This window comes from Flagellimonas sp. (assembly GCF_965233845.1).
GTDB lineage: Bacteria > Bacteroidota > Bacteroidia > Flavobacteriales > Flavobacteriaceae > Flagellimonas.
In genome coordinates this window covers 3,372,801-3,398,717 of record NZ_OZ247584.1, presented here as the reverse complement: position 1 = coordinate 3,398,717, position 25,917 = coordinate 3,372,801, and the positions used below count along the sequence as shown (strand labels likewise).

The window sequence follows — 25,917 nt, the reverse complement described above, 5'->3', positions numbered from 1 at the left end:
TTTTAAAAGTATTTGGCGGCTGTTTTATAAAGTTCTTTGGTGGTTACAATGTGGTCTACCTTGTCCAAGCTATCAATAACTGCACTTGGCATTGTTTTGGCAAAGGCCTCTGTCGGATTTTGCACAATGATTTTTCCCTTTCTACGCGATACGAATTTGGCTCCGTCTGCACCATCCGTGTTGGCACCGCTTACAATTATGGCGATCAATCGATCCTTAAGGTTATATGAAAAGGATTCCAGGGATACATCCGCGGAAGGTCTGGAGAACATTACTTTTTCACTGAGGTCCAGGCTCAAGGTCATGTCTTTTTCCAGCATACAGTGGTATCCCGCAGGGGCGATGTAAATGACTCCTTTTTCCAAAGGAATCCCATGTTCAATTGCTTTCACCATTACTTTGAGTTTTTGGTTCAAATACCTGACCAGTAAATCCTGGTGGCCGGCTTTTCTGTGCAGGATCACTACAATGGCGGCTCTCAGGGTTTTTTGGCTTACATGCATCAAAAACTTTTCCAACACCTCAATGGCACCGGTAGAACCACAAAAGAGTACCACCTTGATGGTGTAATGGCTACCTTTTTTTTCTATATATCTTGAGTTTGCCATTTACAATTTCCAGTTCATTTAAAACCGTTGAAAAAACTGCGCTTTCCTTCACGCCCAAAATCAGATAACCACGAGGTACAAGACTATCTATAAACAGGCGCAACACCTTGTTTTGCTGCTCTGTGGTCAGATAGATAAATACATTGCGACACATGATCATGTGCATTTGATTGAAGGAGGTGCCGTTGATGAGGTTATGCTTGGTAAATACCATATTCTTGCCCAATTCCCTGTTCATTTTTGCCTTACCGTAGTTGGCTACATAATAATCCGACAGGGACAAGGCTCCGCCTGCCCTGATATAATTGGCGGAATAGTCCTTCATTTCCTTCAGTTCATAAATTCCCTTTTTGGCCTGGGCCAGCACTTCGGAATTAATGTCCGTGCAATACTGGACTGTTCTTCCCAGTAGTTGCTGTTCCTTTAACAATATGGCTAGACTTAGGGGTTCTTGCCCTGTTGAGCATCCTGCATGCCAGACGTTGATCCTGGGATAGGTGTGCAGTACACTGAACACTTCGTCCTTGAGGAATTTGAACACTTCAAAGTCCCGGAACATTTCCGTGGTGTTTACCGAGATTTCGTTCAGTAACTCTTCATCGCTCAATTGCTGATTGGCCAGATAGAACTTGAAAGCCGTAAAGGAGTTGCATGATTTTAGCTGCATGAGGCGCATTACCCGCCTGCGCAAAGACTCCAATGCGTAGCCCGAAAAATCGATGCCATAAAGTTTGTCCGATAATTGTATAAAATCATCCAGTTCATTTTCCGATATTTCCAACAACGCTTCCATTAATTATACAGCCAAACCCTTAATAGGGACATTAGTTTTTCCACATCCAAGGGCTTGGACATATAGTCGCTTACCCCTGCTTCCAGACATTTTTCGCGGTCTCCCTTCATGGCCTTGGCGGTCAATGCAATTATGGGAAGTTTAGTGTGCCCCATTGCCCTAATTTTTTGGGTCGCCTCGTACCCGTCCATGACCGGCATCATGATATCCATGAGGACGGCATCGAATTCTCCGTTCTTTACTTCATCCACAGCTTCCGCGCCGTTGGTGGCCACGGTTACCACCATCTCTGCTTCTTCCAAAACCGTTTCAAGGGCATAGATGTTCCTCATATCATCATCCACAATTAGAATCCTTTTTCCTTTTATGATGTCTTCTGACCCAAATTTCTTGGGAGGTAAGACTTGATAATCGGTTTGGGTGGCGTTGAGCATGTTCATGAAGAGTTCGGTTTCTTCAGAAAGGCGGTCATAGGATTTTGTGGTCTTTAACACTACCGAAGTGTCTTTGTGGCGCTCAATCTGCTTCAACTCTTTTTTGGTCAGTTCGCGACCGGTAAATACAATGACCGGAACCTCTTTTTTCTGCATTTTTAGCTCACTCAAGAGTTCAATGCCATCTATATCGGGTAAGCCAAGATCCAACACGACCAAATCAGGATGCTCACTTTTGAACAGTTTTCGAGCATCCTTGGCATTTTTCGCTGCAACAGCATCCAGTCGTTTGCTTTTGATCATCTCCTGTAACGCTTGATTGTTCAATTCATCATCTTCAATGATCAGTACTTTTTTAACATTATTGGTTGCAATGGATTCAGAAATGCGGAAAAAGGTTTGCTCCAGGGTATCAAGCGCAATGGGCTTCACCAAATATTCCACGGCTCCCATTTCCAGACCAAGTTTGGTCTTGTCAATACCGGAAATAACATGTACTGGGATGTGGGCATGATCTTTGCTGGCTTTTAGTTTTTTCAACACCGTCCAGCCATCCATCACAGGCAATTGCATATCAAGGATTATGGCCTTTGGGTTGTATACCTCCACATGTTGGAGGGCCTTGTCGCCTTGATCGGTGACCACTACTTTAAAACCATTCTCTCTGGCTTGATCTAAAAGTACCTTGGCAAATTGAAGGTCATCTTCCACAACGAGTATGGTGTTATCACTGTCTTGTAGCTGTTCACGGTCATCCGCTATTACAGCTTCCAACTTCTTTCCTGGCGCTTTTTTCTTGTTCCCCGATGCGGTTTTTTCATCCGCTTCTTGAGTTTCCAAAGCCTTGGGGTCTTCCTGTTCGGTTGATTGAGCTTCGGGTTCCTTGTTTTCAGAAGTTGTTTGTTGAACCACTTCCGAACATTCGAAGGGGAGGAACAGTGTGAAAACGGAACCTTTTCCAACTTCGCTTTCCACAAAAATTTCTCCGCCTAAAAGTTTTACCAATTCTTTGGAAATGCTCAAACCTAGACCGGTTCCTCCATATTTTCTTTGTGTGGTGCCGTCTTCTTGTACGAACGCTTCAAAAACCGATCCCAATTTTTCTTTCGCTATTCCAATCCCGGTATCTGTCACAGAAATTTGCAACACCTGTTCTTGTTGCAAGAGGGAGGGACTTGTGAATTTTGGAAGTGTTTTGCTTTTTTTAAAGTCTAGGGTTACCGTTCCTTCTTCTTCCGTGAATTTGAAAGCATTGCTCAGTAAATTTTTGACAACCTGGTTCAGCCTTTGCTTATCGGTTGTAAAGGTCTCTGGAAGAGATTTGTCTATGTTCAAAACAAAATCGACCCCTTTGTCCTGTGCTATGGCAACAAAGGTTTTTTTACTTTCCTCGGCATATGCCCTTAGATCTTCGGATTCAATTTCCAACTCAATTTTACCAGATTCCACTTTGGCCAGATCCAATACCTCATTGATCAAGCTAAGCAGGTCCTCTCCAGATTTATTGATGATTTGGGCAAACTCAATTTGTTTTTCGGTGAGGTTCTCCGTTTTGTTGTCTTGCAGCAATTTGGAGAGAATGATGACACTATTAAGTGGCGTTCTAAGCTCATGGGACATATTGGCCAAAAATTCCGATTTGTACCGACCACTTTTTTCAAGTTCTTGCGATTTGAGGACCAAAGCCGCTTGGGCCTGTTCCAGAGCCGCATTTTTTTCAACCGTGTAGAGATGTTGTTCTTCCAGTTGTTGCGCTTTTTCTTCCAATAACACATTGGCTTTTTCCAATTCTTCCTGCTGTTGCCTCAGTTCTTCTTCCGAAGCCTGTAACTGGTTGGCCTGTTTGGTGAGTTCTTCATTGGAAACCCGCAATTCTTCTTCTTGGGCTTCCACAATCTCCTTTTGTTTTTGTATTTCGAACTGAATCTCTTTTTGTTCCGTAATGTCAACTGCTATTTTAAGGACTTTATAGGGCTTACCCTCCACATCTAGGATGGGATTATACAATCCTTGGATCCAGATCGTTTTGTTGTCTTTTGCCCTACGCTCAAATTCCCCTTGGTTAAAGTCCCCTTGCCTCAATTCTTTCCAGAACCTTTTGTACTCGTCGGACTTGGAATAGGCATTGTCCACAAATATTTTGTGGTGTTTTCCCTTGATTTCATCCAAGGTGTAGCCCATCAGATCTAGGAAGATTTCATTGGCGGTAAGCACATGTCCGTCCACGTCAAATTCGATGGCCGCATTGGAACGGTTAATGGCAGAAATCTGATTACTGACCTCGATAGATAAGGCCTCGATTTTGGCTCGTTCAACCACACCTTTGATAATGATTCCAATGGAGGAACAGATCTCTTTTACAAATTCTTGTTGTATCTCACTGAAACTATTTACAGTTCCAAACTCCATTACCCCGATGATTTCCTTGTTGTGTTTTATTGGAATTATTGTGATTTCCTTTGGGGTTGCTTTGCCTGAACTAGAGTTGACCTCTATATAGTCTTCTGGAATATCCTTTACTGTAATGGGTTCGCCTTCCAAGGCACACTGTCCTACCAAGCCTTCTCCAAACTTAAAAGTGTCGGGAAGTCCCTTGGTGTTTTTGAAAGCGTAGCTTCCATATAGTTTTAATTCGTCCGACCCACGATCAAAAAGGCCTTGGTTTAGATAAAAGGTGCCCACGGAGGCTTCCAGTAGTTTGCTGATCACCCCGCTCAAGATGGCTGTAAGTGCATCAATGTCCTGAACCCCCTTGGTTACATCATATACTTTGGAAATGGCTGTTTTTATCCAATTTTGTTTTTCAATTTCCCGCGTCCTTTTTTCAATTTCTTCCTGTTGTCGGGTCTCTTCGGATAGATCCCGCATAATGCCCGCTAGGGTAATCTCAGTCCCTATCTGAATTTCGGCAACTGAAATATTGATGTTGAATAGGGTACCGTCTTTTTTTCTGGCCAGTACCTTTTGATTCTTGCCTATTAGCTTGGCATTTTTGCCGCTCTTACTGCAGTCCGTAGTGTCATTCGCATTATGGACGAAATCGTCTGAGAGTAATACGTCAATGTGCTTTCCCTTCATTTCCTTCTCGGTATACTGGAATAAGGATTCTGCTGCAGGGTTGAAGGATTGTATAATCTGATTGCCATCCATAGTGAAGATGCACTCTGCTGCGGTTTTGATTATGGCCCTGTTTCGAGCAAAATGTGCACTATCTCTTGCCGTTTTTTTTAGATTTCTAAAAACCAAAAGACTGGAAACCAACAACAGGGAGGTTAAGCCAAGAATCAGTGCCCAGTACATGGGTAAGGACTGCATATCATAACTGGATACAAGCCAGGTTATTAAGATTGAAGACAATAACATGGCCGCCACTGGTATGGCTGTCGATTTAAAAGTATTTGTAAATGTACCTTTTACTGTTTCCCTTATAATAGTTGCATTCATACGAATTATAAATAAAGACCACAATTAATGTAAGTGTTTACCTACAACGTATTTTTTTGAACCATTTGTATGTATTGACTGGAAAGTTTTTGGATACTGAAGTAATCTTTCTGCGGATACAGCACTAACATCCATAACTTATGACCTGGGAACCTGTGATTGCAGAGCACGGATAAAATTTGCAAAAAGCGCATAAAAAAAGCACCCTTTTCCAAGAGTGCTTTCTGTATCTACCACTTTGTGGTACCTCCGGATATTCCTTCAACAAGTTCAGGACAGGCTTCGATTCATTTTGTTGCACAAAAAAAGCACCCTTTTTCCAAGAGTGCTTTCTGTATCTACCACTTTGTGGTACCTCCGGATATTCCTTCAACAAGTTCAGGACAGGCTTCGATTCATTTTGTTGCACAAAAAAAGCACCCTTTTTCCAAGAGTGCTTTCTGTATCTACCACTTCGTGGTACCTCCAGGAATCGAACCAGGGACACACGGATTTTCAGTCCGTTGCTCTACCAACTGAGCTAAGGTACCAGTATTTCATGAAAGGTAAGCCTTTAGAGGGCTTGCCAGCCGAAGCAACACCTTAGGGGTTGCGAAGGCGGGTGCAAATATAATTTCAAAATTAGGATATACAAACAAAAAGGGGAAAAAAGGCAGGTGTTTTTTTTCAATTTTCCATCTTTGCAATATGAACTTGGTCATAGACATTGGAAACACCCTTATAAAGTATGCTGTTTTTGAAAACCGCACACTGTTGTTCGACCAAGCTTCCGAATCAACACTGTTCCTATCCAAAGTAAAAGAACTCTTTGAGCAATTTCCCAAGATAAACCACGCTTTAATATCCGCCGTAGGGGAGCTGGAGCATAAAGAATCCGATTTGCTTTCCCTTTTTTGCAAGGTACACCTGCTGTCCCATGATTCCAAAGTACCTTTTAAAAACAGTTATGCCACACCACATACCCTTGGGATGGATCGGGTGGCCTTGGCCACCGCAGCCTTCTATAAAAATCCTAGGAAGAATACCTTGGTTGTGGATGCGGGCACCTGCATTACCTATGACATGATCAATGACTCAGGGGAGTATGTTGGAGGTGCCATTTCTCCCGGAGTACGAATGCGATATAGGGCCATGAACAACCAAACAGCTGCGCTTCCGTTGTTGGAACCGGATGATATTCTGGACTTTATTGGTAACTCAACCGAAACCAGCATGCACAGTGGTGTAATCAATGGGGTTTCGCAAGAAATTGACGGAGTAATTGACCAGTACCGATCTCGCTTTCAAGATTTAACAGTTATTTTAACAGGCGGCGACTTCCATTTTTTTGCTAAACGGCTAAAAAATACCATATTTGCGAATTCTAAATTTCTCTTGGAGGGGCTAAACTACTTGCTGGAATACAACAAACGCTAGATGGTTAAGAAATTTTTGATTGCATTATTTTGCGTAGCTGCACATGGCATTTTTGCGCAAAACGCCACCATATCACCTTACTCTTATTTTGGTATTGGGGACCTTAGGAACAGCGGTTCTGTGGAAAACCAAATGATGGGAAGAATTAGTTTGTATGCGGATAGTATCCACTTGAACCTTAATAATCCATCGGCTTATTCCAAGTTGAGGCTTACCACCTATACCGCGGGAATTTCCCGTAGCAGGTTCACCCTAAAGGACAGTCAGGAAAAGCAGAATGCCAATGTCACCAATTTGGACTATTTGGCCATTGGGTTCCCCATTGGAAATAAAGTTGGGGCTGGATTTGGAATTATGCCGTTGTCATCGGTGGGTTATGAGCTTACGGATGAAACTACCAATAATGATGGTCAGGCCGTTACCAATGTATTTACGGGAGATGGTGGATTAAACCGTATATTCTTCTCCATTGGATTTGAGCCCATTAAAAACCTGAGTATTGGGGTCACAGGAAATTTCAATTTTGGAACCTTGGAATATCAACGTATCCAAAGTGTGGAAGGGGTTCAGTTTGGGACTTTGGACCGAAGGGAGTCACGGATCAACGGATTGGATTTCAACTATGCGGCCACATATACCCCTACCATTAAGAACAAGTATACCTTGTACACCTCTGTTTTGGTCAATACCCAGGGCAACCTTGCTTCGGAGAATTCAGCCAGGTTGGGTTCGTTCTCCTTGGTCAACGGGCAGGAAATTGAGGTAATTGATGTGAACCTGCATGCAAACAATCTTAAAAATACGGAGTTGAAAATACCTACCAAAACTACTATGGGTCTAGGCTTTGGTGAGAACAAGAAGTGGTTTATTGGAGGGGAATACAGTTTTCAGCAGTTTAGTGATTTCAAGAATGACTTTCTTGGGATAGAAAATGTATCGTACGTGGATGCAAGTAGTTTTGCACTGGGTGGATATTGGGTACCTGATTATAGGGCTTTGGGAGGGTACCATAAAAGAATAACCTATAGGGCAGGAGTTCGTTACGAAGTGAGCGGATTGGAAGTTAATGGGCAAGAGATCAATGATTTTGGCATAAATTTTGGATTTGGGTTGCCGTTGGGCAATAGTTTCTCCAATGTCAACTTAGGATTTGAGCTAGGAAAACGAGGCACAACAGATGCGAACCTGATTGAAGAGGGCTACTTTAAAGTCAACGTTGGTCTGTCCTTAAATGACAAATGGTTCCTTAAAAGAAAAATAAATTGATGGGGATTTTATTTTGATATCTGCAAAATACCTGCGATATCTGCTCCTTTAAGATATTTTTTTCATGAAAATTTGTACATTAACCACTTTAAAATTAGTAAGATGACGAAGAAACACTACTTAACGATGATAGCGGTACTTATGTCGATGGGATTAAGTATGGCCCAAGCACAGAATCCAGAGTGCATGACCAATCTTTCCATTTACGCAGAACACGCTAAGGTTAAAAATTATGACGCCGCATACGAACCATGGAAAATGGTTTATGAAAGTTGTCCTGACATCAACAAGGCCAATTTCTCCTACGGCGAAAAAATACTTTCCCATAAAATCAAAAATTCTTCTGGGGCAGATAAAGATGGGTATATCCAAGATTTGATGTCCCTTTACGATAATAGTTTAAAATTCTTCCCAACAAAGTTCTCCGTTGCAGGGGTGGCCATTGATAAAGCTCTTTTGATGTATGACAATGATATGGCTTCTGATGCCCAGTTGTACGACATGTTGGATAAAGCCTTTAAGGAAGACCGCAAAAACTTCAAAAATCCCAAGGCCCTTTACCTATACTTCTCTACTTTGGTTGATTTGCACAAGGCAGGTTCTAAAGAACTGCAAGAAGTTTTTGACAACTACGATGATGTAACTGAAAAAGTTGAGGCGGAAAATAAAAAGCTTACAGATGCGCTTAGCAAGTTGTTGGAAAAGGAGGATGCCGGTACGGCTTTGACCTCTAAGGAAAAACGTCTTAAAAAGGTATACGAGACCAATTCCAAGTCTTACGGACAAATTGCTTCCAGCATCGACACCAAATTAGGGGATTTGGCAAATTGCGAAAATTTGATTCCCCTTTACGAAAAGAATTATGACGCCAAGAAGGGCGATGTAAACTGGGTAAAACGTGCTGTTGGTAGAATGTTCTCCAAAGAATGTACGGACGACCCTATGTTTAGAAAATTATTTGAGGCGCAATTGGCCTTAGACCCCTCTGCAGATGCTTATATGTATGGAGGTGTGTTGAAGCAAAAAGCAGGCGATAACAAAGGTGCCATTGATGACTTTAACAAGGCTGTTGAATTGGAGACAGATCCATATAGAAAATCCAATATCCTTTACAAGATCGCCACTACGGTAAGAAGAAGTAGCAAATCCCAGGCAAGAAACTATGCCCAGAAAGCAATCAATGCCAACCCCGCCAATGGTAAGGCATATTTGCTGATTGCCAATTTATATGCTACCAGTGCCAACGCTTGCGGTAGTACTCCGTTTGAGAAAAGAGCAATTTACTGGAGGGCTGCGGAAATGGCCAGAAAGGCTGGACGTGTAGATCCATCTTTGAGTAGACGAGCCAATCAATCTGCTTCCAGTTATACAGAAAGGGCTCCTACCAAAGAGATGATATTTAGCTCTGGAATGGCTGGAAAAACAGTTAGTTTTAGCTGCTGGGTTGGAGGTAGCGTAAGAGTACCTAATCTATAGCGTGATTCGAAAATCAAGAAATATTTTAAAGTGTTTTGCCACGGTTTTTACCGTGGCAATCCTTTTTATGTCCTGTGGGGACAACTATGAAAGGGTTGGGGAAGAAGCCGTAAAACCAATTTATCCGCAAGGGATCGCGCAAAATTTGACCCTCACCTACACAGAGACTCCCAAAGAAATGGGAACCCAAGATCAAGATAGCTCACGGGTCATAGCTATTCTAACAAGTCCTGTTTATGAAGACTTCGATAACCAAGTTTTTAAATTTCGTACCTTTCCTAATGGGCTCCAGGTAGACTTTTTTGACGATAGCAATCAGAAGAGTGTTATTACCGCCGATTATGGAATTGTGTATACCCAAACCGATCTGATTGACTTGCAGGGCAATGTGGTTCTGGAAAGTCATGATGGGAAAAAATTGGAGGCACCACAAATGTTCTTTGACCGATCCAACAATTGGATATTTACGGAGGAGGCCTTCACCTTTACCAATCCCGAAGACGGTTCCATTATGAATGGGGAAGGAATGGATTTCAATAGGAACCGTAGCTATTTTAAGGCCCATAAGACCTTTGGTCTAATGACAATAAAAGAAAAAGAACTGGATGATTAAGATTTTAAGATATACCGAATACCTGTATTTGGCGGTTGCCATTGTTTCCATTTACAAGGTAGCCACCTTGTGGAGCGTGGAGCCCAAAGAGACCTATATATTTATTTTTTTCGCGGTGGTCTCCATTGCCATGTTTCTTTTTAGGAGAAAGTACCGCAAACGCTTTGAGCAACGAAAACAAGATAACCAACAGTAGTATTGTTTGGACCCTTCGCTGATCATAATAGTATTGTCTTTACTGTTTTCGGCTTTTTTTTCCGGAATGGAAATTGCGTTTGTTTCCGCTAACCGTATCCACATTGAAATTGAGAAAAAGCAGGAAGGTTTTTTTGCCAAAGTACTTACCTGGCTAACCGATAAACCATCCAAATTTATTGCAACCATGCTCATTGGCAACAATATTGCCTTGGTGGTCTACGGGCTTTTTATGGGCGATGTGCTTATGGAATGGTTCCAAACCCTGCTGCCCACAACAAGTGAGTTTCTGAATGCCTTGTTGACGGACTTCAGCCTGCTTTCGCAAACCATAATTTCCACTTTCATCATATTGATCACCGCAGAGTTTCTGCCCAAGGTGCTCTTTCAGATTTATTCCAACACCTTACTGAAGTTCTTTGCCATTCCCGCATATTTCTTTTATGTGCTTTTCTCTTTTATTTCCTGGTTCGTGATCAAAGTGTCGGACTTTATATTGCGGGTCTTTTTCAAAACCGATGGGGACGAGGTGCAACTGGCTTTTACCAAAATGGAACTCGGGGATTACATTACCGAACAAATGGAAACAGTGGAGGAGGAAGATGAAGTGGACTCCGAAATCCAGATTTTCCAGAAGGCCCTGGAATTTTCCAATGTTAAGGCAAGGGAGGCCATGGTGCCTAGAACCGAAATTATGGCGGTAGAGTTGGATGAGACTCCAAAGAATCTGGCCAAATTGTTTTCGGAAACGGGATATTCCAAAATCTTGGTCTATAAAGAAAGCATAGATGAGATTATAGGGTATATACATTCCTATGAACTCTTCAAAAAACCCAAAACCATCAAAAGCATCTTGCTTCCGGTGGAATTTGTCCCAGAAACCATGTTGATTCAGGATATCCTTAACGTACTCATCAAAAAAAGGAAGAGCATGGCGGTGGTCTTGGACGAATATGGGGGTACATCCGGCATCATGACCGTGGAAGACATCGTAGAGGAACTTTTTGGGGAGATTGAGGATGAGCACGATAGCACAGACTTGCATGAGGAACAACTGAGCGAGAACGTTTACAAGTTTTCAGCACGACTGGAGGTGGACTACATCAACGAAAACTATAAGTTGGAACTTCCCGTAAGTGAGGAGTACGAAACATTGGGTGGACTCATCATGAATGGAACGGGTGAAATCCCGGAACAAGATTCGGAAGTGAAAATCGATAATTTTTCATTCAAGATATTGGAAGTGTCCAATACCAAAATCGATTTGGTCAACCTACAGGTTTTCCCTGAAGATTAACAATTTCCAAGCTTTTTTAAGCTTTCCTATTTGAAAAGAAAATGGTATTTTCGCCCACTGAAAATATAGAAAACAAGCAGTAAAATGGCAATATTAGAGAATATTAGGAAACGAACAACTGTGCTGATTTTGATTATCGGTATGGCCTTGTTCGCCTTTGTAATATCAGGAGTCTTTACCAGCAATGATTTTGCAGGAGGTGCCAAAGTTGGCTCCGCGGTGGCTGAGATTAATGGGGAGAGTATTTCCATTGACGATTTTAGAAAAGAGGTGGAGTCGGCTTCAAGACGTTTTGGCCCTACTTTTTCTAATACACAATTGGTGAACCAAGTGTACGAACAGCAGGTCAGAAACACCATTTTGGATCAGCAGTTCAAGGATTTGGGAATTGATGTGGAGAGCGATCAGATCATTGAGTTCGTTAGAACTTCCGGCTACGCCCAAATCCCGGAATTCCAGGATGAGAATGGAATTTTCAATGCCGAAGTATTCCGAAGTGCTGTTGCCAACTGGAGCGTAAATGACCCTTTGCGTTACGATGCGTGGTTGCAGGATGAGCAACGTATCATTCAATCCGCCAAAGAGCGTTTGTATTTTAACTTGATCAAAGGAGGTGTGGGAGCCACACTTGCAGAAGGAGAGTTTGATTACAAAATGGCCAACGAGAAGGTGGACATCCAATATGTACGTGTACCTTATACTGCCATTGCCGATAGCACCATCCAAGTTTCAAAAGATGATATCCAGACGTATATCAACAACCACCAGGACCAATTCAAACAAGAAAAAGCCAGGGATATCCGTTTTGTTTACTTTGAGGAAAAACCTTCTTTGGATGATGAGAACCAAGTTAAAGAGGATATTACCAATTTAATTGAGGACAAGGTGACCAATGCGGCGGACACCACCTATGTGGAAAAGCAATTTCGCAATACAGATGACATTGCTGCCTTCCTGGATCGAAATTCTGATACCAAATACGATAGCATTTTTAAGACCAAAAGTGAATTGCCATCCATTGCTGCCGATACCTTGATGGGATTGTCCATTGGAGAGGTTTACGGGCCATACCGTGATGGGGATTTCTTTAGGGTGACCAAAGTGTTGGACAAGAAGGCCGAAGGTGCCGTGAAATCAAGCCACATTCTTTTTGCCTATGAAGGTGCTGAAAGAGCTGGGGCAGATGTGACAAGAACCAAGGAGGAAGCAGAGGAAGAAGCCAAGAAAATGTTGGTGGAAGCCCAAAAGGCGGATGCCAATTTTGCAGCACTTGCCAGAGAACATTCAGATGATCCAACAGCCGTTCAGCGTTCAGGAGATATTGGTTATTTCAGACAAACTGATCTAGGCTTGGCAGAAAATTACAGAAACTTCCTTTTTGAGCACGACTTGGATGAAATTGGAATGGTGGAAACGCCATTTGGATTCCATATCATTAAAATTGATGACAAGCAAGATTTGCTCCAGGTGGCCACGCTTTCACGTGAGGTAGCTCCATCTGAGGAAACTATCAATACCTTGTTCACCGATGCCACCAAATTTGAAATGGCGGCCATTGATGCCGAACCTGAAGCTTTTGGTGATATTGCCACGGAGAGCAGTTATGTGGTTAGACCGGTTAACAAAATCAAGGAATTGGATGAAAACCTACCGGGGCTTTCCGCCCAACGTGGGATTGTTCAGTGGGCTTTTAATGATGATACCAAGGTGGGAGACATTAGACGTTTCAACATCAACAACGGTTATGCCGTAGTGCAAGTGACCAAGAAATATAAGGAAGGACTAATGACTCCGGAGGATGCTTCTGCCACGGCTTTACCGCTTATCAGAAAAGAACGTAAGGCAGAGCAAATCATTGCTGCACATTCCAATATGGATTTGGATGCCTTTGCTTCAGCAAGCAACGTTGCCAAGTCCAATGCCTCGGCATTGACCATGAAGTCGCCTACCCTGCCTGGAGCAGGAAGGGAGCCATTGGTGGTGGGTACCGCCTTTGCTTTGGATCAAGGTGCAACCTCAGGCCTGATTAAAGGAGAAACAGGAGTATTTATGATCCAGGTGACAAAGAAAGAAGAAGCGCCCAGTGTGGACAACTTTAGCACTTATGCCAAAACCTTGCGCACCAATGCTGCCAATAGGGTAAACGGAGCGGTGTACAATGCACTTAAGGATGGTGCCGATATTGAGGACAAGCGCGCTACTTTTTATTAGTAGACAACAAATATTACAGCATAAAAAAGCCTCCCTTTAAGGGAGGCTTTTTTGTTTCGTTTTATTCAGGGGTTCGCCAGTAATCATAATTTGACTGTATTGAACTTAAGTATACAGCTTGTTGATCGGGAATTCCAATAAAAATAACGGATGTCACTTCGAGGGCCGTGTCTCCTTACAGGCAGGCAGTCGAGAAGTCATTATACCTTCATTTTTCAATAGATTTCGATTTCAGTTTATCTTGAGCAAGGTCGAAAGGCTCGACCTGACATAAAATTTTAAGCGGTTGAATGTTAGAGGGTAAGTAGAATCTTATTTAAGCTCAAGTTGTTTTGACAGATACGCTGGGCGGCACAAAAAAAGAGGTTGTTCATTTGGAACAACCTCTTTTGGGAAAACCCTCGTCAAAAATGGCTTCCTTGCTACACTTTAATGTTCATCTTCTGCCAAACCGGTTCGCTTATACCCTGCCAACTGGTAAATTGTACCTGGGTCATCTGAAAATTCGGCTTCAAAGTATATGCTGTCTACGACATTTCCGCCTGTTGACTCCACGGCATCTTTCAGGATAGTGCCTTTGGTAATATTAACATTAACCTCATAATCGTCAACATTACTCTCTAAATCTGAGCCTGAAAATGTCATGGCTTCCATGTCAACCGAGCTTTTTACCTTAAATGACCATGTGTGCGAATGGTCGTCAATCCAAAGTGAGGAGTCGTCAGCGCTGTTAGCTGTGGTAATCAGTTGATATCCCAAACCGTAGATATCCTCATCATCTACTAAAAACTTTATGTACCAATCTCCGCTCATTTCGGACAAATCTGATTTGCCAGGTACATAATCCTCATGTTTGTCGCAGGACAAGGCCAAAACCCCTATTGAAAATATAAACAAGGCCTTCAGAATTTTACTTTTATATATGTTTTTCATTTTTCTTAAATCAAAATTGAACTTGGGTTAGCTGAACTTGAAATACACCATTACCAAAATTTCCTGTTCCCGTGAATGTTATTTCTTTGTTTTCCGGGTCAACTTGAAGATCTGTAATGTCAACAGTATTTCCCCAAATTGGAAATACAGCTTGACTAATGGTGAAGTCGTTGGATGGGATATCATTTGCTGTGATCACTGCACCTCGAGCGGCATAGCCAGCACCATAGCCACGACCAAAATCATAATAACCCCCCAGGGCATGCGATATTTCGTAAGTAGCTGTTCCATCATTTGTTTGCCAAATTAGGACGTAGTTCATATCGTTATATTGGGGAAGGGCCTCAAAATCTGGTGCTCTTTGTACGTTGGCTAAATAGAGCCCTTCTATACTGTTGACCAAATCCCCAGTATTGGCTACCCAGACATTTCGTATCGCAGTTCCATCAAAACCGTCATCGTTTTGAGCAGAATAGGTTACTAAATAATTGTCAGGAACCGAGGTATCTACGCCATCTGCTCCCTGATAAGTGCCGCTAGCTGAGGTAACAACTTCAACAGAACTTCCACCAGCGTCGGCTGTGGCTCCCGGATCTTCAAAGGTTGAATCAAAAGGGACTAGTAGCTCAGCATCCCCGTTCATGGTGATTATTGGGAAATAAGTAAGTCTGGAGACATTACCAGTTTCCATATCCGATGAGCAGGAAAACAACAGTCCCGCTATTGCCATAATAATTGATAATCTATTTTTCATCTTCTTTTCTTTTTTAATTAGCATACCATACTTCTTCCGTCAATGGAATTTGGGCGGGAGTATTTGGGTTACGTTGGGCTTCATCCAAAGGAAAAAGGAATCGCTTTGGGAAAAGCCCTCCTGTGGTTCCTTCTACAGAGTAGGTGAATTCACCTGGGACATAATTGTTGTCATCGCCTGCTACAGGACTTATTTGGGGATATCCCGTCCGATTGTGTTCAATAAAAGCCTCAAAACCACTACCTGGATAGAGCGAGATCCATTTTTGGGTAATTATGGCCTTAATATTTACCTCTTCATCGTTGTCATTGGGGTAGGCATAATTTGTGGCCAGCATATCGCTACCATCCAAACCAAATTGGGCAAATGCTGCCAAGACTCCTTCTTCATAAAAGTCCTGTGCTTCAGTTCCTTCCGAATATCTTTCGTACGCTTCCGCTTGGAGAAACTTACTTTCAGCTTCAGAAATAAAGTAGAAGGGGTCAGTGGCATGAAGTACAACCACGGAGGCATCTCCGGACCCATCATCAAAATCACCCTGTAATTGAAAGGTGTTGCCATCATAGAATTCTGCCAATCTTGGATCCGTGGCAGCCTCCAAAAAGGATCCCATGGTGTTACTTGCTCTTAAATTGGTACCTACATTGAGCTGCCTTTTTTCATTTTCATATAGGGGATTGCTTCGGCTGGCCTCATCCACAAATTGGGTAATCGCTGCGGATTCGTTTAAAAAGCTGGCACCAGAATTGATCAATTCCGTAACCCCTGAAGAGGCAACAGTTGGTCGTGCATTGGTTTGTCTTAAATATAGGCGCAGCAATAAAGTATTGGCAAATTGAGTCCATTTTTCCATATCTCCTTCAAAAAGAAGATCTGTTTCTCCCGGGACATTGTCCAAAGGAGAATCGGCCAAATTTTTTGAAAGGGCCTGTTTTAAGTCGGCGACCATTGGGTCATAAACCTCTTCTGCGGACTGGAAAGTTGGCGCTAGAATTGCCGTATTATTGGCATCGGTATAAGGTACAGAACCATAGAAGTCAATCAGCAATTGAAATGCATAGGCTTCTAGGGTAGAAGCGATCAAATAGTAATTCCAATTGCTCTGGGTTGCTGCATTTGCCTTAATGTTTCTGATATCGGTTAGGGCATCATACATTTGGGACCAACCATCATTGAACAAGGTGCTTGAATTGGTAACTGAGTAGTTATCGTAAATACGGTATTGATTGGCTACCGCACTCTGGGTCCAAAATTGGCTCCAAAAGCCCCCGGGAATGGCAAAATATGTGCCTGCTGCCGCGGCAATTCCTGTTTGCGCGGTGGGCAGCTCAGCTGCCATGGGTATTTGTTCGGGGGTTAATAGGTCAGGATCAACGTTTATATCCAGATCATGGTCACAGGAAATTAAACTTACAATTCCGGTGAACAGTAAAAGAGTATAAATGAAATATGTTTTTTTCATGGATTTGTTTTTAAAATGAGAATTTAACGCGGGCTCCGTAAGCACGTTGGGCTGGGTTGGTGGCGAACTCTCCAAATTCACTTCGAATACCCCTACCGTAGGAGGTAGTTTCGGGATCTACGTAAGTGTTATCACTTGGAGTCCACAAAAAGAGGTTTTTACCATAGAGCGATAAGGACATACCGGTTAACCCAACGGATTGAACAAACTTGGAAGGGAAACTATAGGTTAGTGCGGCTGAGCGCAATCTGATGAAGGATTTATCAATGATATGCTCGCTTTGTATAGCCTGATTTTGGCTTGCATTATAAAAGGCGGTCACATCTTCATAATCCACATAGGTGGTGTTTTCTTCATAACCGGTCACATTGCCTTGTTCATCCGTAACAGCTATTACAGAATTGGGAAGAATGAATGGATTCCGATCATTATAGGTGGTTTCCTGTCCGTTCCCAACAAAATAGCTCAACCTTTTGGTATAGGAGTACATTTTGCCCCCTTGTTTCCAGTCCCAATTAGCGGATAACCTAAACCCTTTGTATTCAAAGGAATTCTGTAACCCCATGATAAAGTCACGCTGGGAGGTTCCTAGAAAATGTTCTTTCCCATCATAGGTATAGTATCCGGTATTGGGATCCGCAATAAATTCGCCATCATTTGTTGTCTCTGGTGCCGGACCATAAAACACGCCTAGGGGTTGTCCTTCTTGTGCATAAAAGTTAATGTCATAGGCAGAATAGATGGAGATTTTCTTTTTTAACTTATTGCCATCTTCATCAAATTCGTCCTCTCCCTCTACGTGGGTCACTTCACTTTCGTTCTTGGCGAAGGTATAGGTCAGGCTCCATTCAAAATCTTGGGTACGAATAGGTTTGGCCGTAAAGGCCAACTCTATACCCTTGTTTTGAAGATCCACAAAATTTCCGGTAATCTGATTGTAACCCGTGGAACGGGGAACATTCAAATCAACAATGAGATCTTTGGTGTCCCGCTGATATAGGGAAACGTCCAGACCTATTCTATTGTTAAAGAATTGTGTTTCGAGTCCAAATTCCAGTTCGTCAGTAATTTCAGGTTTTAGATTTTGGTTTTCTATTCTACCAAATACTTCGTAACTATTCAGCCCTGCGAAAGGATATTCAATGGCACCAAAATAACCGGCGTTTACAGCTTGTCCTGCGGTGGAATATACCTGATAGAGACCGGTGTCGTTACCAATTCGTGCATACCCGCCCCTCAGCTTAACAAAGCTTGAATTGGTATCAACTACCACTGCTGCCAAGGAGGCAGAAGGATAGAAATATGAATTGTTTTGGATGGGTAGGGTAGACGAGTTGTCGTTTCGTGCTGTGAGGGTCAGGAAATAACGATTCATAAAACCCAGCTCCGCACTACCGTAAAGTCCAAATACCCTTCGGAGATAATTGCTTTGTCCAAGAGATGGGGTTGAGGCTGAATTGCTCAATTCGTAAAAATCGGGCAAGTCCAAATCAGTTACCACCACCGAAAGGGCATCTCCGTTTCGCTGATTATAGTTAAAACCTGCTAGAATATTCAAGTTTAGATCTTCGTTAAGATCCTTGTTGAAATTTAAGTTCAAATAAGTATCCAATTCCTTATTTGAATATTTATATTCGCCTACTGCACCCACAACTTCATTGGAGCCTGCCAAATTTTGGGGAGCACCTTCGATATAGTTTATTATGGCCCCGGTTCTTTTGATATATTCATTGTCCACATCCCCTCCTATTTGGAAAATTAAGTTGAAATTTTCATGGAGTTCGTAGTTGAGATTTACATTTCCAAAGAATCGATTTTTTAAAGACCGAACTTTATTGCTTTCCAATGAAACATAGGGATTGGCGGCATAAGGAGTATAGAAATAACTTGGGGTGTTGAAAATGTTGGATTGATCTTCCATGTCAACAATGCTAATGTCGTTGGGCATCTGAATCATCTCCTGCATCAATGATTTCCCAAAAGCGGCATCATCACCCTGACCTGAAGGGATAGCCCATTGATCCTTATTGGTAATGTTGGCACTGGCCTTGATGGCCAGTTTGTCTACTTTTAATCCGGTGTTCAGTCCAAAGTTGTCCTTTTTAAAGGAGTCTGAATCTGTTGGAAATATCCCATCTGAGTCCACCCTGGAGTAGGTGAAGGCCATGTTTGCGTTTTCGTCACCACCACTGATGGTTATGGAGTTGGTGTAGGTGTGTCCTATATCAAAGAACTCCCTAACATTATCTTCCAATGGAACGTAAGGTTTGATTAACTGGGTATTGTCCACAATACGGCTCCATGCTCTAATTTCACCATCAAACGGAGCCCCCCAAGAACCATTTTCGTTACTTGCGGCCAAAGGACCTTCCCCGGTTACATTGGAATAGGAATGTCCGGCCCAACCCGTGCCAAATTGCTGTTGTTTATCCACCAATTTGCCAACTTCATTAAAGTCGATGGAGGAACTTACATCAACTTTAATCCTGCCTTTGCCTGTTTTGGTTGTAATAATGATAGCCCCGTTGGCAGCACGTGATCCATAAAGAGCGGTAGCGGCGGCACCTTTTAGAAAGTTGATGCTTTCAATATTGTTAGGGTCCAAATCCACGACTCCGGAACCTACATCGAAAGAACTTGTGGTTATAATGGAACCATTGGCCCTATCAAGAACAGGGGAACCGTTAATCACATAGAGAGGAGTATTGCTTCCCGTAATAGATCCAAAACCTCGTGAGATTACCTTGGCGGATGCACCTGGTTGAGCTGGAGCTGAAATATCAACACCTGGAACCGATCCAGAAAGAGATTCCAGCGGATTTGTGTTTACAACTTCCGTTAAATCCTCGGCACTAACTTTTGTAGCCGCGTAACCTAAGGAACGTGCTTGTTTTTTAATACCAAAGGCGCCCACTACCACAACTTCCTCAAGGGCTTGGGCATCTTCTTCCATTTGGACATTGATGGTGTTGCTTGCTCCTACAGCAACGCTAACATCTTTTTGACCCAAATAGGAGAATACCAAGGTTTGGCCTTGACTGGCCATAATGGAGTATTTTCCATCAAAGTCGGATTGGGTGCCATTGGAAGTGCCTGCAACTACAATGTTAACACCCGGGAGTGGAAATCCGTTTTGGTCGGAAACGGTACCCGAAACATTCTTCTCTTGTGCCAGTGCGGTTGCGCTTATACAAAGCAATAGCACCAGCATCATGCATAGATTTTTTGATTTCATAAATAATAATTAAGAGTTAGTCAGAGCAATCGACCAAACAGGAGTTCAACTTTGTATTTGTCAGCTAATTCAAATAATCCTCATGGAAATAAATGGGGAAGAAAAGTTTTGGCTCCTGTTTTTTGAAGATTGCCGAGCAAAAAAACGAATTGAAAACACGGACTTTGTTAACCCTTAAAAACCTTTACACAATTGCCGAACGAGATTTACAGGCTGACCCGTGAATCAAAAATTCTGGTCAATGCGGATACATGGGGATAGAAAGCGATAGAATCGGGCTGGCTGGATTTACAGCTTATGGATTAATTTATTTGATCTTTATGGTAATTCAGTTGATGGGAGCTGATGGCTTGCTAAGCTACCTTGCCCATAAATTCCGAAGGTGTGGAATGGGTTATTTTTCTGAATGCTTTGTAGAAGGAAACCCGGTTGTTAAATCCACATTGATAGGCCACCTCAGAAATGGATGGGGCAGTATGCTCGGATTGAAGCAATAGCTTCTTTTTCGCCTCTTCAATTCTAAACCTATTGACATATTCGTAAAAGTTTAGACCAAAATTCTCATTGATTACTTGTGAAGCATGATGTCTGGAAACATCCAGCAATTTGGCAATGTCATCCAGCCTTAATTCCTGATTCAAATAAGGTTTTTGGGTCAACATCAGATGTTCCAGTTTGTTCTTTAGTTCATGGGAAAAGGCCTTGGAAAGCCCCGTTTTTTCATATTTGTGATCTTTCCCAAAAGACCAAAGATGCTTTGGGATCCGTTGATTGATAGCCCCAACCCGCCACGGCTTTATGTAAAAGGTGATGGTGAGCAAAAGCAAGGGAACAAACTGCACATAGCTCATCACTAGATAAAACTCCTCTTTGGAACTGCCCCAACCGTAGTAGGTCAGAAAGGCATTATAGGACAGCAGCACTACAAAAAGCAGTGCCATTTTCTGCTCATTTCGATTTTTCTTCCTTTTCCAAAGGGATATAACGATGATCAGTAGTACTTGAAATAAGAAGAATAAAAAAGTAAAATCCCAAGAAGGCACCATAGTATCTGAATTTTTACCATTTAAGTTTCAATGAAAAATTCTGAAAATCCATGATGTTTATACCCCCTAAATTGACGAATGCCCCATTTCAGTTTACGGATGAGGTATTTTGAGAGATGTTTATCTTTTTGAAATATTTAGATGGTGAGCCTGGATTCGACTTCCAAATGTAAAGGTAAACTGCTTAGAGTACCATCTCCGAATAAGGAAGTATAGTGGAATATCCCTTATTCTTAAAATACAATTGATCTTCAGGACCACCTGTAGCTAAAACAAAATCACCCCCCCAAGCACCCAAACTTTTAACGAATCTAGGATAATCCGGGAACAACGTGTTTTTGACCGTGGGTACTTTTAGCACTTCTGACAAGGTTTGTTCATGCAAATCCATCAGAACTTCAAACTCGGCTAGGGTACTGCATGTCACCATGTTTTTGGTGATATGGGTTAAATTCTGGGTTAATTCAATTTTGTCAAATTCCAGCGAACGATAGTTGGCAATGGCATCCCTACTGTTTTGTTTTTTATTGAGATACACGAAAAACAGATTTTCTTTAAAGGGAGGATCAAAGCTCACTTCTTCAACGCTAGGGTGGTTGTCTTTAAGATGGTATAACAAAGGAGAGTTGTACTGTGCACAGGCAATATCGTAACCGCTGCCCCCAAAAGTTCTTTGCAATAAGTCGTGTGCATCCACCATGGCCCATTGGCCAATATTGTTGATCAAGGTGGAGGAAGTGCCGAGCCCCCAATCTCTTGGGAAGCTCAAGAAGGTTTCCAAACTCCAGCCATTGCTATCAGCCACAAAATTTGGATTCAAGGATCTTGCAACAGTAAGAACCTCCAATAATCGATTGGCCATTTTTTCATCTGAAGTTGCCCTTAGCTTAAGCTTTGGAATTTCAAATTCTGCTTCAAACCAAAGTTTTCCATCGGCACCAAAACTCTTCCACTCTAAAAAAGGACTGTTGGATGGAACAACTTTAAGGGATTGCCCAAACTTAGTGGGCACGGCGAGCCCAACAGCTCCGTCCAGAATGGCATACTCCCCGGAGAGCAACAGTTTTCCATTGCTATAAAATTCTTGCTGCATTATTGCGACTGGATCTTTTCCAAGGCTTCCTTAACGGATGCATTGGTAACTGTATGGTCCTTAAAATAATTGACAAGCTGTTTTTTCTCACTTTCACTTGCTCCCATTTGGTTGAGCATGTTCATCAAGTGCATTTTCATATGCCCTTTTTGTATCCCCGTGGTGACCAAGGATCGCAACGCGGCAAAATTTTGGGCCAATCCGGCTACGGCAACCACCTGCATCAGTTCTTGGGCAGTAGGCTCCCCTAGAATTTCCAGCGCAAGTTTAACCATGGGATGAAGCGATGTAAGCCCACCCACGGTACCCAAGGCCAAAGGCAGTTCAATCCAAAATGAAAAGATACCATCCTCAATTTTGGCATGCGTCAAACTGGAGTAATGTCCGTTTTTAGCTGCGTAGGCATGTACCCCGGCCTCTATGGCCCTAAAGTCGTTTCCAGTGGCCAGAACCACCGCGTCCACTCCATTCATAATGCCCTTGTTGTGGGTAACTGCCCTGTGTGGTTCTACCTTGGCAATCTCCACGGCCCGAACTATTTTATGGGCAAATTCTTGTCCAGAGATACCAGCTTGGTCCAAGTCGGATATGGGACAGCTTACCGCTGCTTTTACCAAACATTGGGGAACATAATTGGAGAGGATGCTCATGACCACTTCCACTTCTGCTTCTTCGGGTGTAAATGCAGCATACGTTTTGGCTTCGGATTTTAAGGTCTTGGCAAACTGCTCCAAGCAGGAGTTGATGAAATTGGCACCCATGGCATCCAGGGTCTCAAAAGTGCAGTGTAGTTGATGATATCCCTTAAGCTTGTTGTCCAGACTTCGGAGTTCAATATCAATTATTCCTCCACCGCGTTTTTCCATGTTTTTGGTGATGGCGGAGACACCGCTGATCAACTTGGGTTTAAGCTGTGCGAAAAATGATGGTAGCTTGTCCGCGTTGCCATGAAACATAAAATGAACCTGCCCCACTTTTTCGGTGCCGATAATTTCGGATGTAAAACCACCACGGCTCAACCAAAACTTAGCGGCATTGCTTGCTGCTGCGACCACTGAACTTTCCTCAATGACCATGGGAATGGCATAAAACTTTCCATTGAGCAAAAAATTGGGGGCCACCGCAAATGGGAGGTAATAATTGGATAAGGTATTTTCGATAAACTCATCATGCACCTTTTGAACCTCGGGGTCTTCGTTCCAGTATTGTTCCAACAGTGCTTTTGAAGCGATGGGGTCCTTGGTGCAATGTTCCGCAATCCAATCGATTTTTTCGGTTTTGGAAAGCTTTGAAAATCCTTCAACGGGAGTGTTCATGGTGCTTGGTTAAAGGATTCAAATATAAGGATAATCCCATTTTGGGACGGGATTTGAGCGGTTTCAAGGAGATTTCCTGTTATAAGTGTAACTGCAAAGTTTATATTTTGGTAAAATATTAGTAAACTTGACGGTTTTTAATCAATTTCTAACATATATGGGAAACAAATTCCTGCTTTGCATTTTTACCCTCGGATTTTTAACATTTTCACAAGCCCAAAAAAAGAAAATAACCCTTGAAGATATCTGGCAAGGATCCTTCAGAACAGAATATATGGATGCGCTCCGCTCCATGAAAAATGGAACGGACTATACGGTTCTTAATTTCAACAGATCCCCAAGATCCAGTAGTTTGGATAAATACAATTATGAAACATCGGAAAAGGTGGAAACCATTGTTGCCTCTTCTGGGGAGGTTCCCTTTTTCAGTTCCTATACCTTTAGTAAGGATGAGTCCAAAGTTTTATTGGCCACGGAAATAGAGCCCATTTTTAGACATTCTCGTCTGGGCATATATTATGTATATGACGTAGGAGCAAAAAGCATCACCAAGATTTCCGATCAAAAAATTCAGGAGCCTTTGCTGTCCCCTGATGGGTCAGCTGTGGCCTATGTCTACAACAACAATATTTATGTGTTTGACCTATCTGCCAAATCCACCAAGCAAATCACTTCGGATGGGAGTAAGGGAACCATAATCAATGGTGTTACCGATTGGGTGTACGAGGAAGAGTTTGCCTTTGTAAGGGCTTTTGCATGGAACAGCGATGGGAGCAAGATTGCTTTCCTTCGTTTTGATGAGACCAACGTTCCCCATTTTTCCATGGATGTTTTTGGGCAGAACCTGTACCCCTTTCAATATGAATTCAAATATCCCAAAGCAGGAGAGGAAAACGCCACCGTTAGCCTGCACATGTATGACGCAGCCTCTGGAAATATCTCCGATGTGGATTTGGGCGACGCCTATTACATTCCAAGAATCAAATGGAAAAACAATCCCAATGAGTTGAGTGTCCAGATCCTTAACAGACATCAGAACGATCTGAAGATGTATACCGTCAACGCGACGAACAATTCGGTTGGTCTTTTGTTGGAAGAAAAAGATGCAGCTTATGTGGATATCACGGATGATCTCACCTTTTTACCTGATGACAGTTTTATCTGGACGAGCGAGAAGGATGGGTTTAACCATATTTATCTATATGGACAGGATGGGAAGTTGAAAAACCAAGTGACCCAGGGCCCTTGGGAGGTAACGGCCTATTATGGGTATGATGAAAAACGAAAACGAGTTTATTACCAATCCTCGGAAAATGGTTCTATAAATAGGGGGGTGTATAGCATTGGGTCAAATGGAAAGAAAAAGAAGATATTGAGCGCCAAAGAAGGCACCAATGGAGCTGCCTTTAGCGCGAACTTTACCTATTATATCAATACGTATTCCAGTGCCACCACTCCATATCAATTTACCTTGCACCAAGCATCGGATGGAAAACTGCTCAAGGTAATCAAGGACAATAAAGTCCTGGACGAAAAATTGGAAGGCTATGAATTAAGTCCAAAGGAATTTTCAACCATCAGCATCAACGGCAATGATTTGAACATGTGGATGATCAAACCTGCGGATTTTGATCCCAATAAAAAATACCCGCTCTTAATGTTCCAATATAGCGGTCCGGGTTCCCAACAAGTTGCCAATAGGTGGTTGGGAAGCAACGATTATTGGCACGAAATGTTGGCATCCGAAGGTTATATTGTGGCCTGTGTGGATGGGCGGGGAACGGGCTTAAAAGGGAGCGACTTCAAAAAAGTCACCTATATGAATCTGGTAAAATATGAAACAGAAGACCAGATAGCTGCCGCCAAAAAACTGAGTGAACGCCCCTATATTGATGAAAACCGTACCGGTATCTGGGGTTGGAGTTACGGAGGTCATATGAGTACCAACTGCTTGTTGAAAGGAAATGATGTTTTTGAAATGGCCATTGCCGTTGCGCCGGTTACGTCATGGCGATTCTACGACACCATTTACACCGAACGCTTTATGCGTACCCCGGCAGAAAATCCTGGCGGTTATGACGACAACTCACCTTTTAACTACCCTGAATTGTTAAAGGGGAAATACCTCTTGGTTCATGGCTCAGGGGATGACAATGTGCATGTGCAAAATTCCATGCGCATGATCGAGGCCTTGGTGCAGGCGAACAAGGATTTTGATTGGGCCATTTATCCCGATAAAAATCATGGGATTTATGGGGGCAATACCCGACTCCATCTCTTTAGTAAGATGACCAAGTTCGTCAAGGAAAATTTGTAACCAAACTA

18 protein-coding genes and 1 tRNA gene are annotated in these 25,917 nt (G+C 42.5%); 8 read left to right on the top strand and 11 right to left on the bottom strand.

The window, feature by feature from the left end:
- Positions 1–2 precede the first annotated feature (2 nt).
- The 4 genes from ACO6S0_RS15070 to ACO6S0_RS15055 all read right to left on the bottom strand — a co-directional run bounded on the left by ACO6S0_RS15070 (position 3) and on the right by ACO6S0_RS15055 (position 5,809).
- Entirely contained in the window at positions 3–608 is a 606-nt protein-coding gene (locus ACO6S0_RS15070) for a chemotaxis protein CheB (RefSeq protein WP_422349145.1), read from the bottom strand.
- Positions 574–1,401 (bottom strand): CheR family methyltransferase, encoded by an 828-nt coding sequence (locus ACO6S0_RS15065; RefSeq protein WP_422349144.1) that lies wholly within the window; start codon positions 1,399–1,401, stop codon positions 574–576. The genes ACO6S0_RS15070 and ACO6S0_RS15065 overlap by 35 nt, the downstream gene beginning before the upstream one ends.
- On the bottom strand, positions 1,401–5,150 hold the full coding sequence (locus ACO6S0_RS15060; protein WP_422349143.1) for a response regulator: 3,750 nt from the start codon (positions 5,148–5,150) through the stop codon (positions 1,401–1,403). The genes ACO6S0_RS15065 and ACO6S0_RS15060 overlap by 1 nt, the downstream gene beginning before the upstream one ends.
- Positions 5,151–5,736: 586 nt before the next feature.
- A tRNA-Phe gene (locus ACO6S0_RS15055) sits at positions 5,737–5,809 on the bottom strand.
- Between the two features lie 157 nt (positions 5,810–5,966).
- On the opposite strand from ACO6S0_RS15055, the gene ACO6S0_RS15050 reads away from it, so the two are divergent.
- The 7 genes from ACO6S0_RS15050 to ACO6S0_RS15020 all read left to right on the top strand — a co-directional run bounded on the left by ACO6S0_RS15050 (position 5,967) and on the right by ACO6S0_RS15020 (position 13,753).
- Positions 5,967–6,695 (top strand): type III pantothenate kinase, encoded by a 729-nt coding sequence (locus ACO6S0_RS15050; RefSeq protein ID WP_422349142.1) that lies wholly within the window; start codon positions 5,967–5,969, stop codon positions 6,693–6,695.
- The gene (locus ACO6S0_RS15045) at positions 6,696–7,961 is read left to right on the top strand and encodes a hypothetical protein (RefSeq protein ID WP_422349141.1); all 1,266 of its coding nucleotides are present in this window, start codon (positions 6,696–6,698) and stop codon (positions 7,959–7,961) included.
- 102 nt (positions 7,962–8,063) lie between these two features.
- Entirely contained in the window at positions 8,064–9,437 is a 1,374-nt protein-coding gene (locus ACO6S0_RS15040) for a hypothetical protein (RefSeq protein ID WP_422349140.1), read from the top strand.
- Between the two features lies 1 nt (position 9,438).
- On the top strand, positions 9,439–10,050 hold the full coding sequence (lptC, locus tag ACO6S0_RS15035; RefSeq protein ID WP_422349139.1) for an LPS export ABC transporter periplasmic protein LptC: 612 nt from the start codon (positions 9,439–9,441) through the stop codon (positions 10,048–10,050).
- Positions 10,043–10,246 (top strand): hypothetical protein, encoded by a 204-nt coding sequence (locus ACO6S0_RS15030; RefSeq protein WP_138837866.1) that lies wholly within the window; start codon positions 10,043–10,045, stop codon positions 10,244–10,246. Before lptC ends, ACO6S0_RS15030 begins: the two co-directional genes overlap by 8 nt.
- Before the next feature lie 6 nt (positions 10,247–10,252).
- The gene (locus ACO6S0_RS15025; protein WP_422349138.1) at positions 10,253–11,542 is read left to right on the top strand and encodes a hemolysin family protein; all 1,290 of its coding nucleotides are present in this window, start codon (positions 10,253–10,255) and stop codon (positions 11,540–11,542) included.
- 84 nt (positions 11,543–11,626) lie between these two features.
- Positions 11,627–13,753, top strand: a complete 2,127-nt coding sequence (locus ACO6S0_RS15020) for a peptidylprolyl isomerase (RefSeq protein WP_422349137.1) — start codon at positions 11,627–11,629, stop codon at positions 13,751–13,753.
- A gap of 429 nt (positions 13,754–14,182) precedes the next feature.
- On the opposite strand, the gene ACO6S0_RS15015 is transcribed toward ACO6S0_RS15020, so the two are convergent.
- From ACO6S0_RS15015 to ACO6S0_RS14985, 7 genes are all read right to left on the bottom strand, one after another.
- Positions 14,183–14,686: a lipid-binding protein gene (locus ACO6S0_RS15015; protein ID WP_422349136.1), complete on the bottom strand. Its 504-nt coding sequence runs from the start codon at positions 14,684–14,686 to the stop codon at positions 14,183–14,185.
- Positions 14,687–14,696: 10 nt separating this feature from the next.
- Complete coding sequence (locus ACO6S0_RS15010; RefSeq protein WP_422349135.1) at positions 14,697–15,440, bottom strand: BT_2262 family domain-containing protein; 744 nt, start codon at positions 15,438–15,440, stop codon at positions 14,697–14,699.
- Positions 15,441–15,453: 13 nt separating this feature from the next.
- On the bottom strand, positions 15,454–16,902 hold the full coding sequence (locus ACO6S0_RS15005) for a SusD/RagB family nutrient-binding outer membrane lipoprotein (RefSeq protein ID WP_422349134.1): 1,449 nt from the start codon (positions 16,900–16,902) through the stop codon (positions 15,454–15,456).
- Positions 16,903–16,912: 10 nt separating this feature from the next.
- A complete protein-coding gene (locus ACO6S0_RS15000) occupies positions 16,913–20,137 on the bottom strand; it encodes a SusC/RagA family TonB-linked outer membrane protein (RefSeq protein ID WP_422349133.1) in 3,225 nt (1,074 codons plus the stop codon).
- A 353-nt stretch (positions 20,138–20,490) separates the two neighbouring features.
- A complete protein-coding gene (locus ACO6S0_RS14995) occupies positions 20,491–21,078 on the bottom strand; it encodes a helix-turn-helix domain-containing protein (protein ID WP_422349132.1) in 588 nt (195 codons plus the stop codon).
- Positions 21,079–21,367: 289 nt separating this feature from the next.
- On the bottom strand, positions 21,368–22,276 hold the full coding sequence (locus tag ACO6S0_RS14990; RefSeq protein WP_422349131.1) for a GYDIA family GHMP kinase: 909 nt from the start codon (positions 22,274–22,276) through the stop codon (positions 21,368–21,370).
- On the bottom strand, positions 22,276–23,592 hold the full coding sequence (locus tag ACO6S0_RS14985) for a hydroxymethylglutaryl-CoA reductase, degradative (protein WP_422349130.1): 1,317 nt from the start codon (positions 23,590–23,592) through the stop codon (positions 22,276–22,278). The genes ACO6S0_RS14990 and ACO6S0_RS14985 overlap by 1 nt, the downstream gene beginning before the upstream one ends.
- Positions 23,593–23,749: 157 nt before the next feature.
- Between ACO6S0_RS14985 and ACO6S0_RS14980 the strand changes: the two genes are divergently transcribed.
- Positions 23,750–25,909, top strand: a complete 2,160-nt coding sequence (locus ACO6S0_RS14980) for a S9 family peptidase (RefSeq protein ID WP_422349129.1) — start codon at positions 23,750–23,752, stop codon at positions 25,907–25,909.
- Positions 25,910–25,917 lie beyond the last annotated feature (8 nt).

Bases quoted from the DNA above. Each gene is read 5' to 3' on its own strand.
- ACO6S0_RS15070 (WP_422349145.1), bottom strand. From the start codon at position 608: ATGGCAAACTCAAGATATATAGAAAAAAAAGGTAGCCATTACACCATC.
- ACO6S0_RS15065 (WP_422349144.1), bottom strand. From the start codon at position 1,401: ATGGAAGCGTTGTTGGAAATATCGGAAAATGAACTGGATGATTTTATA.
- ACO6S0_RS15060 (WP_422349143.1), bottom strand. From the start codon at position 5,150: ATGCAGTCCTTACCCATGTACTGGGCACTGATTCTTGGCTTAACCTCC.
- ACO6S0_RS15050 (WP_422349142.1), top strand. From the start codon at position 5,967: ATGAACTTGGTCATAGACATTGGAAACACCCTTATAAAGTATGCTGTT.
- ACO6S0_RS15045 (WP_422349141.1), top strand. From the start codon at position 6,696: ATGGTTAAGAAATTTTTGATTGCATTATTTTGCGTAGCTGCACATGGC.
- ACO6S0_RS15040 (WP_422349140.1), top strand. From the start codon at position 8,064: ATGACGAAGAAACACTACTTAACGATGATAGCGGTACTTATGTCGATG.
- ACO6S0_RS15030 (WP_138837866.1), top strand. From the start codon at position 10,043: ATGATTAAGATTTTAAGATATACCGAATACCTGTATTTGGCGGTTGCC.
- ACO6S0_RS15020 (WP_422349137.1), top strand. From the start codon at position 11,627: ATGGCAATATTAGAGAATATTAGGAAACGAACAACTGTGCTGATTTTG.
- ACO6S0_RS15015 (WP_422349136.1), bottom strand. From the start codon at position 14,686: ATGAAAAACATATATAAAAGTAAAATTCTGAAGGCCTTGTTTATATTT.
- ACO6S0_RS15010 (WP_422349135.1), bottom strand. From the start codon at position 15,440: ATGAAAAATAGATTATCAATTATTATGGCAATAGCGGGACTGTTGTTT.
- ACO6S0_RS15005 (WP_422349134.1), bottom strand. From the start codon at position 16,902: ATGAAAAAAACATATTTCATTTATACTCTTTTACTGTTCACCGGAATT.
- ACO6S0_RS15000 (WP_422349133.1), bottom strand. From the start codon at position 20,137: ATGAAATCAAAAAATCTATGCATGATGCTGGTGCTATTGCTTTGTATA.
- ACO6S0_RS14995 (WP_422349132.1), bottom strand. From the start codon at position 21,078: ATGGCACTGCTTTTTGTAGTGCTGCTGTCCTATAATGCCTTTCTGACC.
- ACO6S0_RS14990 (WP_422349131.1), bottom strand. From the start codon at position 22,276: ATGCAGCAAGAATTTTATAGCAATGGAAAACTGTTGCTCTCCGGGGAG.
- ACO6S0_RS14985 (WP_422349130.1), bottom strand. From the start codon at position 23,592: ATGAACACTCCCGTTGAAGGATTTTCAAAGCTTTCCAAAACCGAAAAA.
- ACO6S0_RS14980 (WP_422349129.1), top strand. From the start codon at position 23,750: ATGGGAAACAAATTCCTGCTTTGCATTTTTACCCTCGGATTTTTAACA.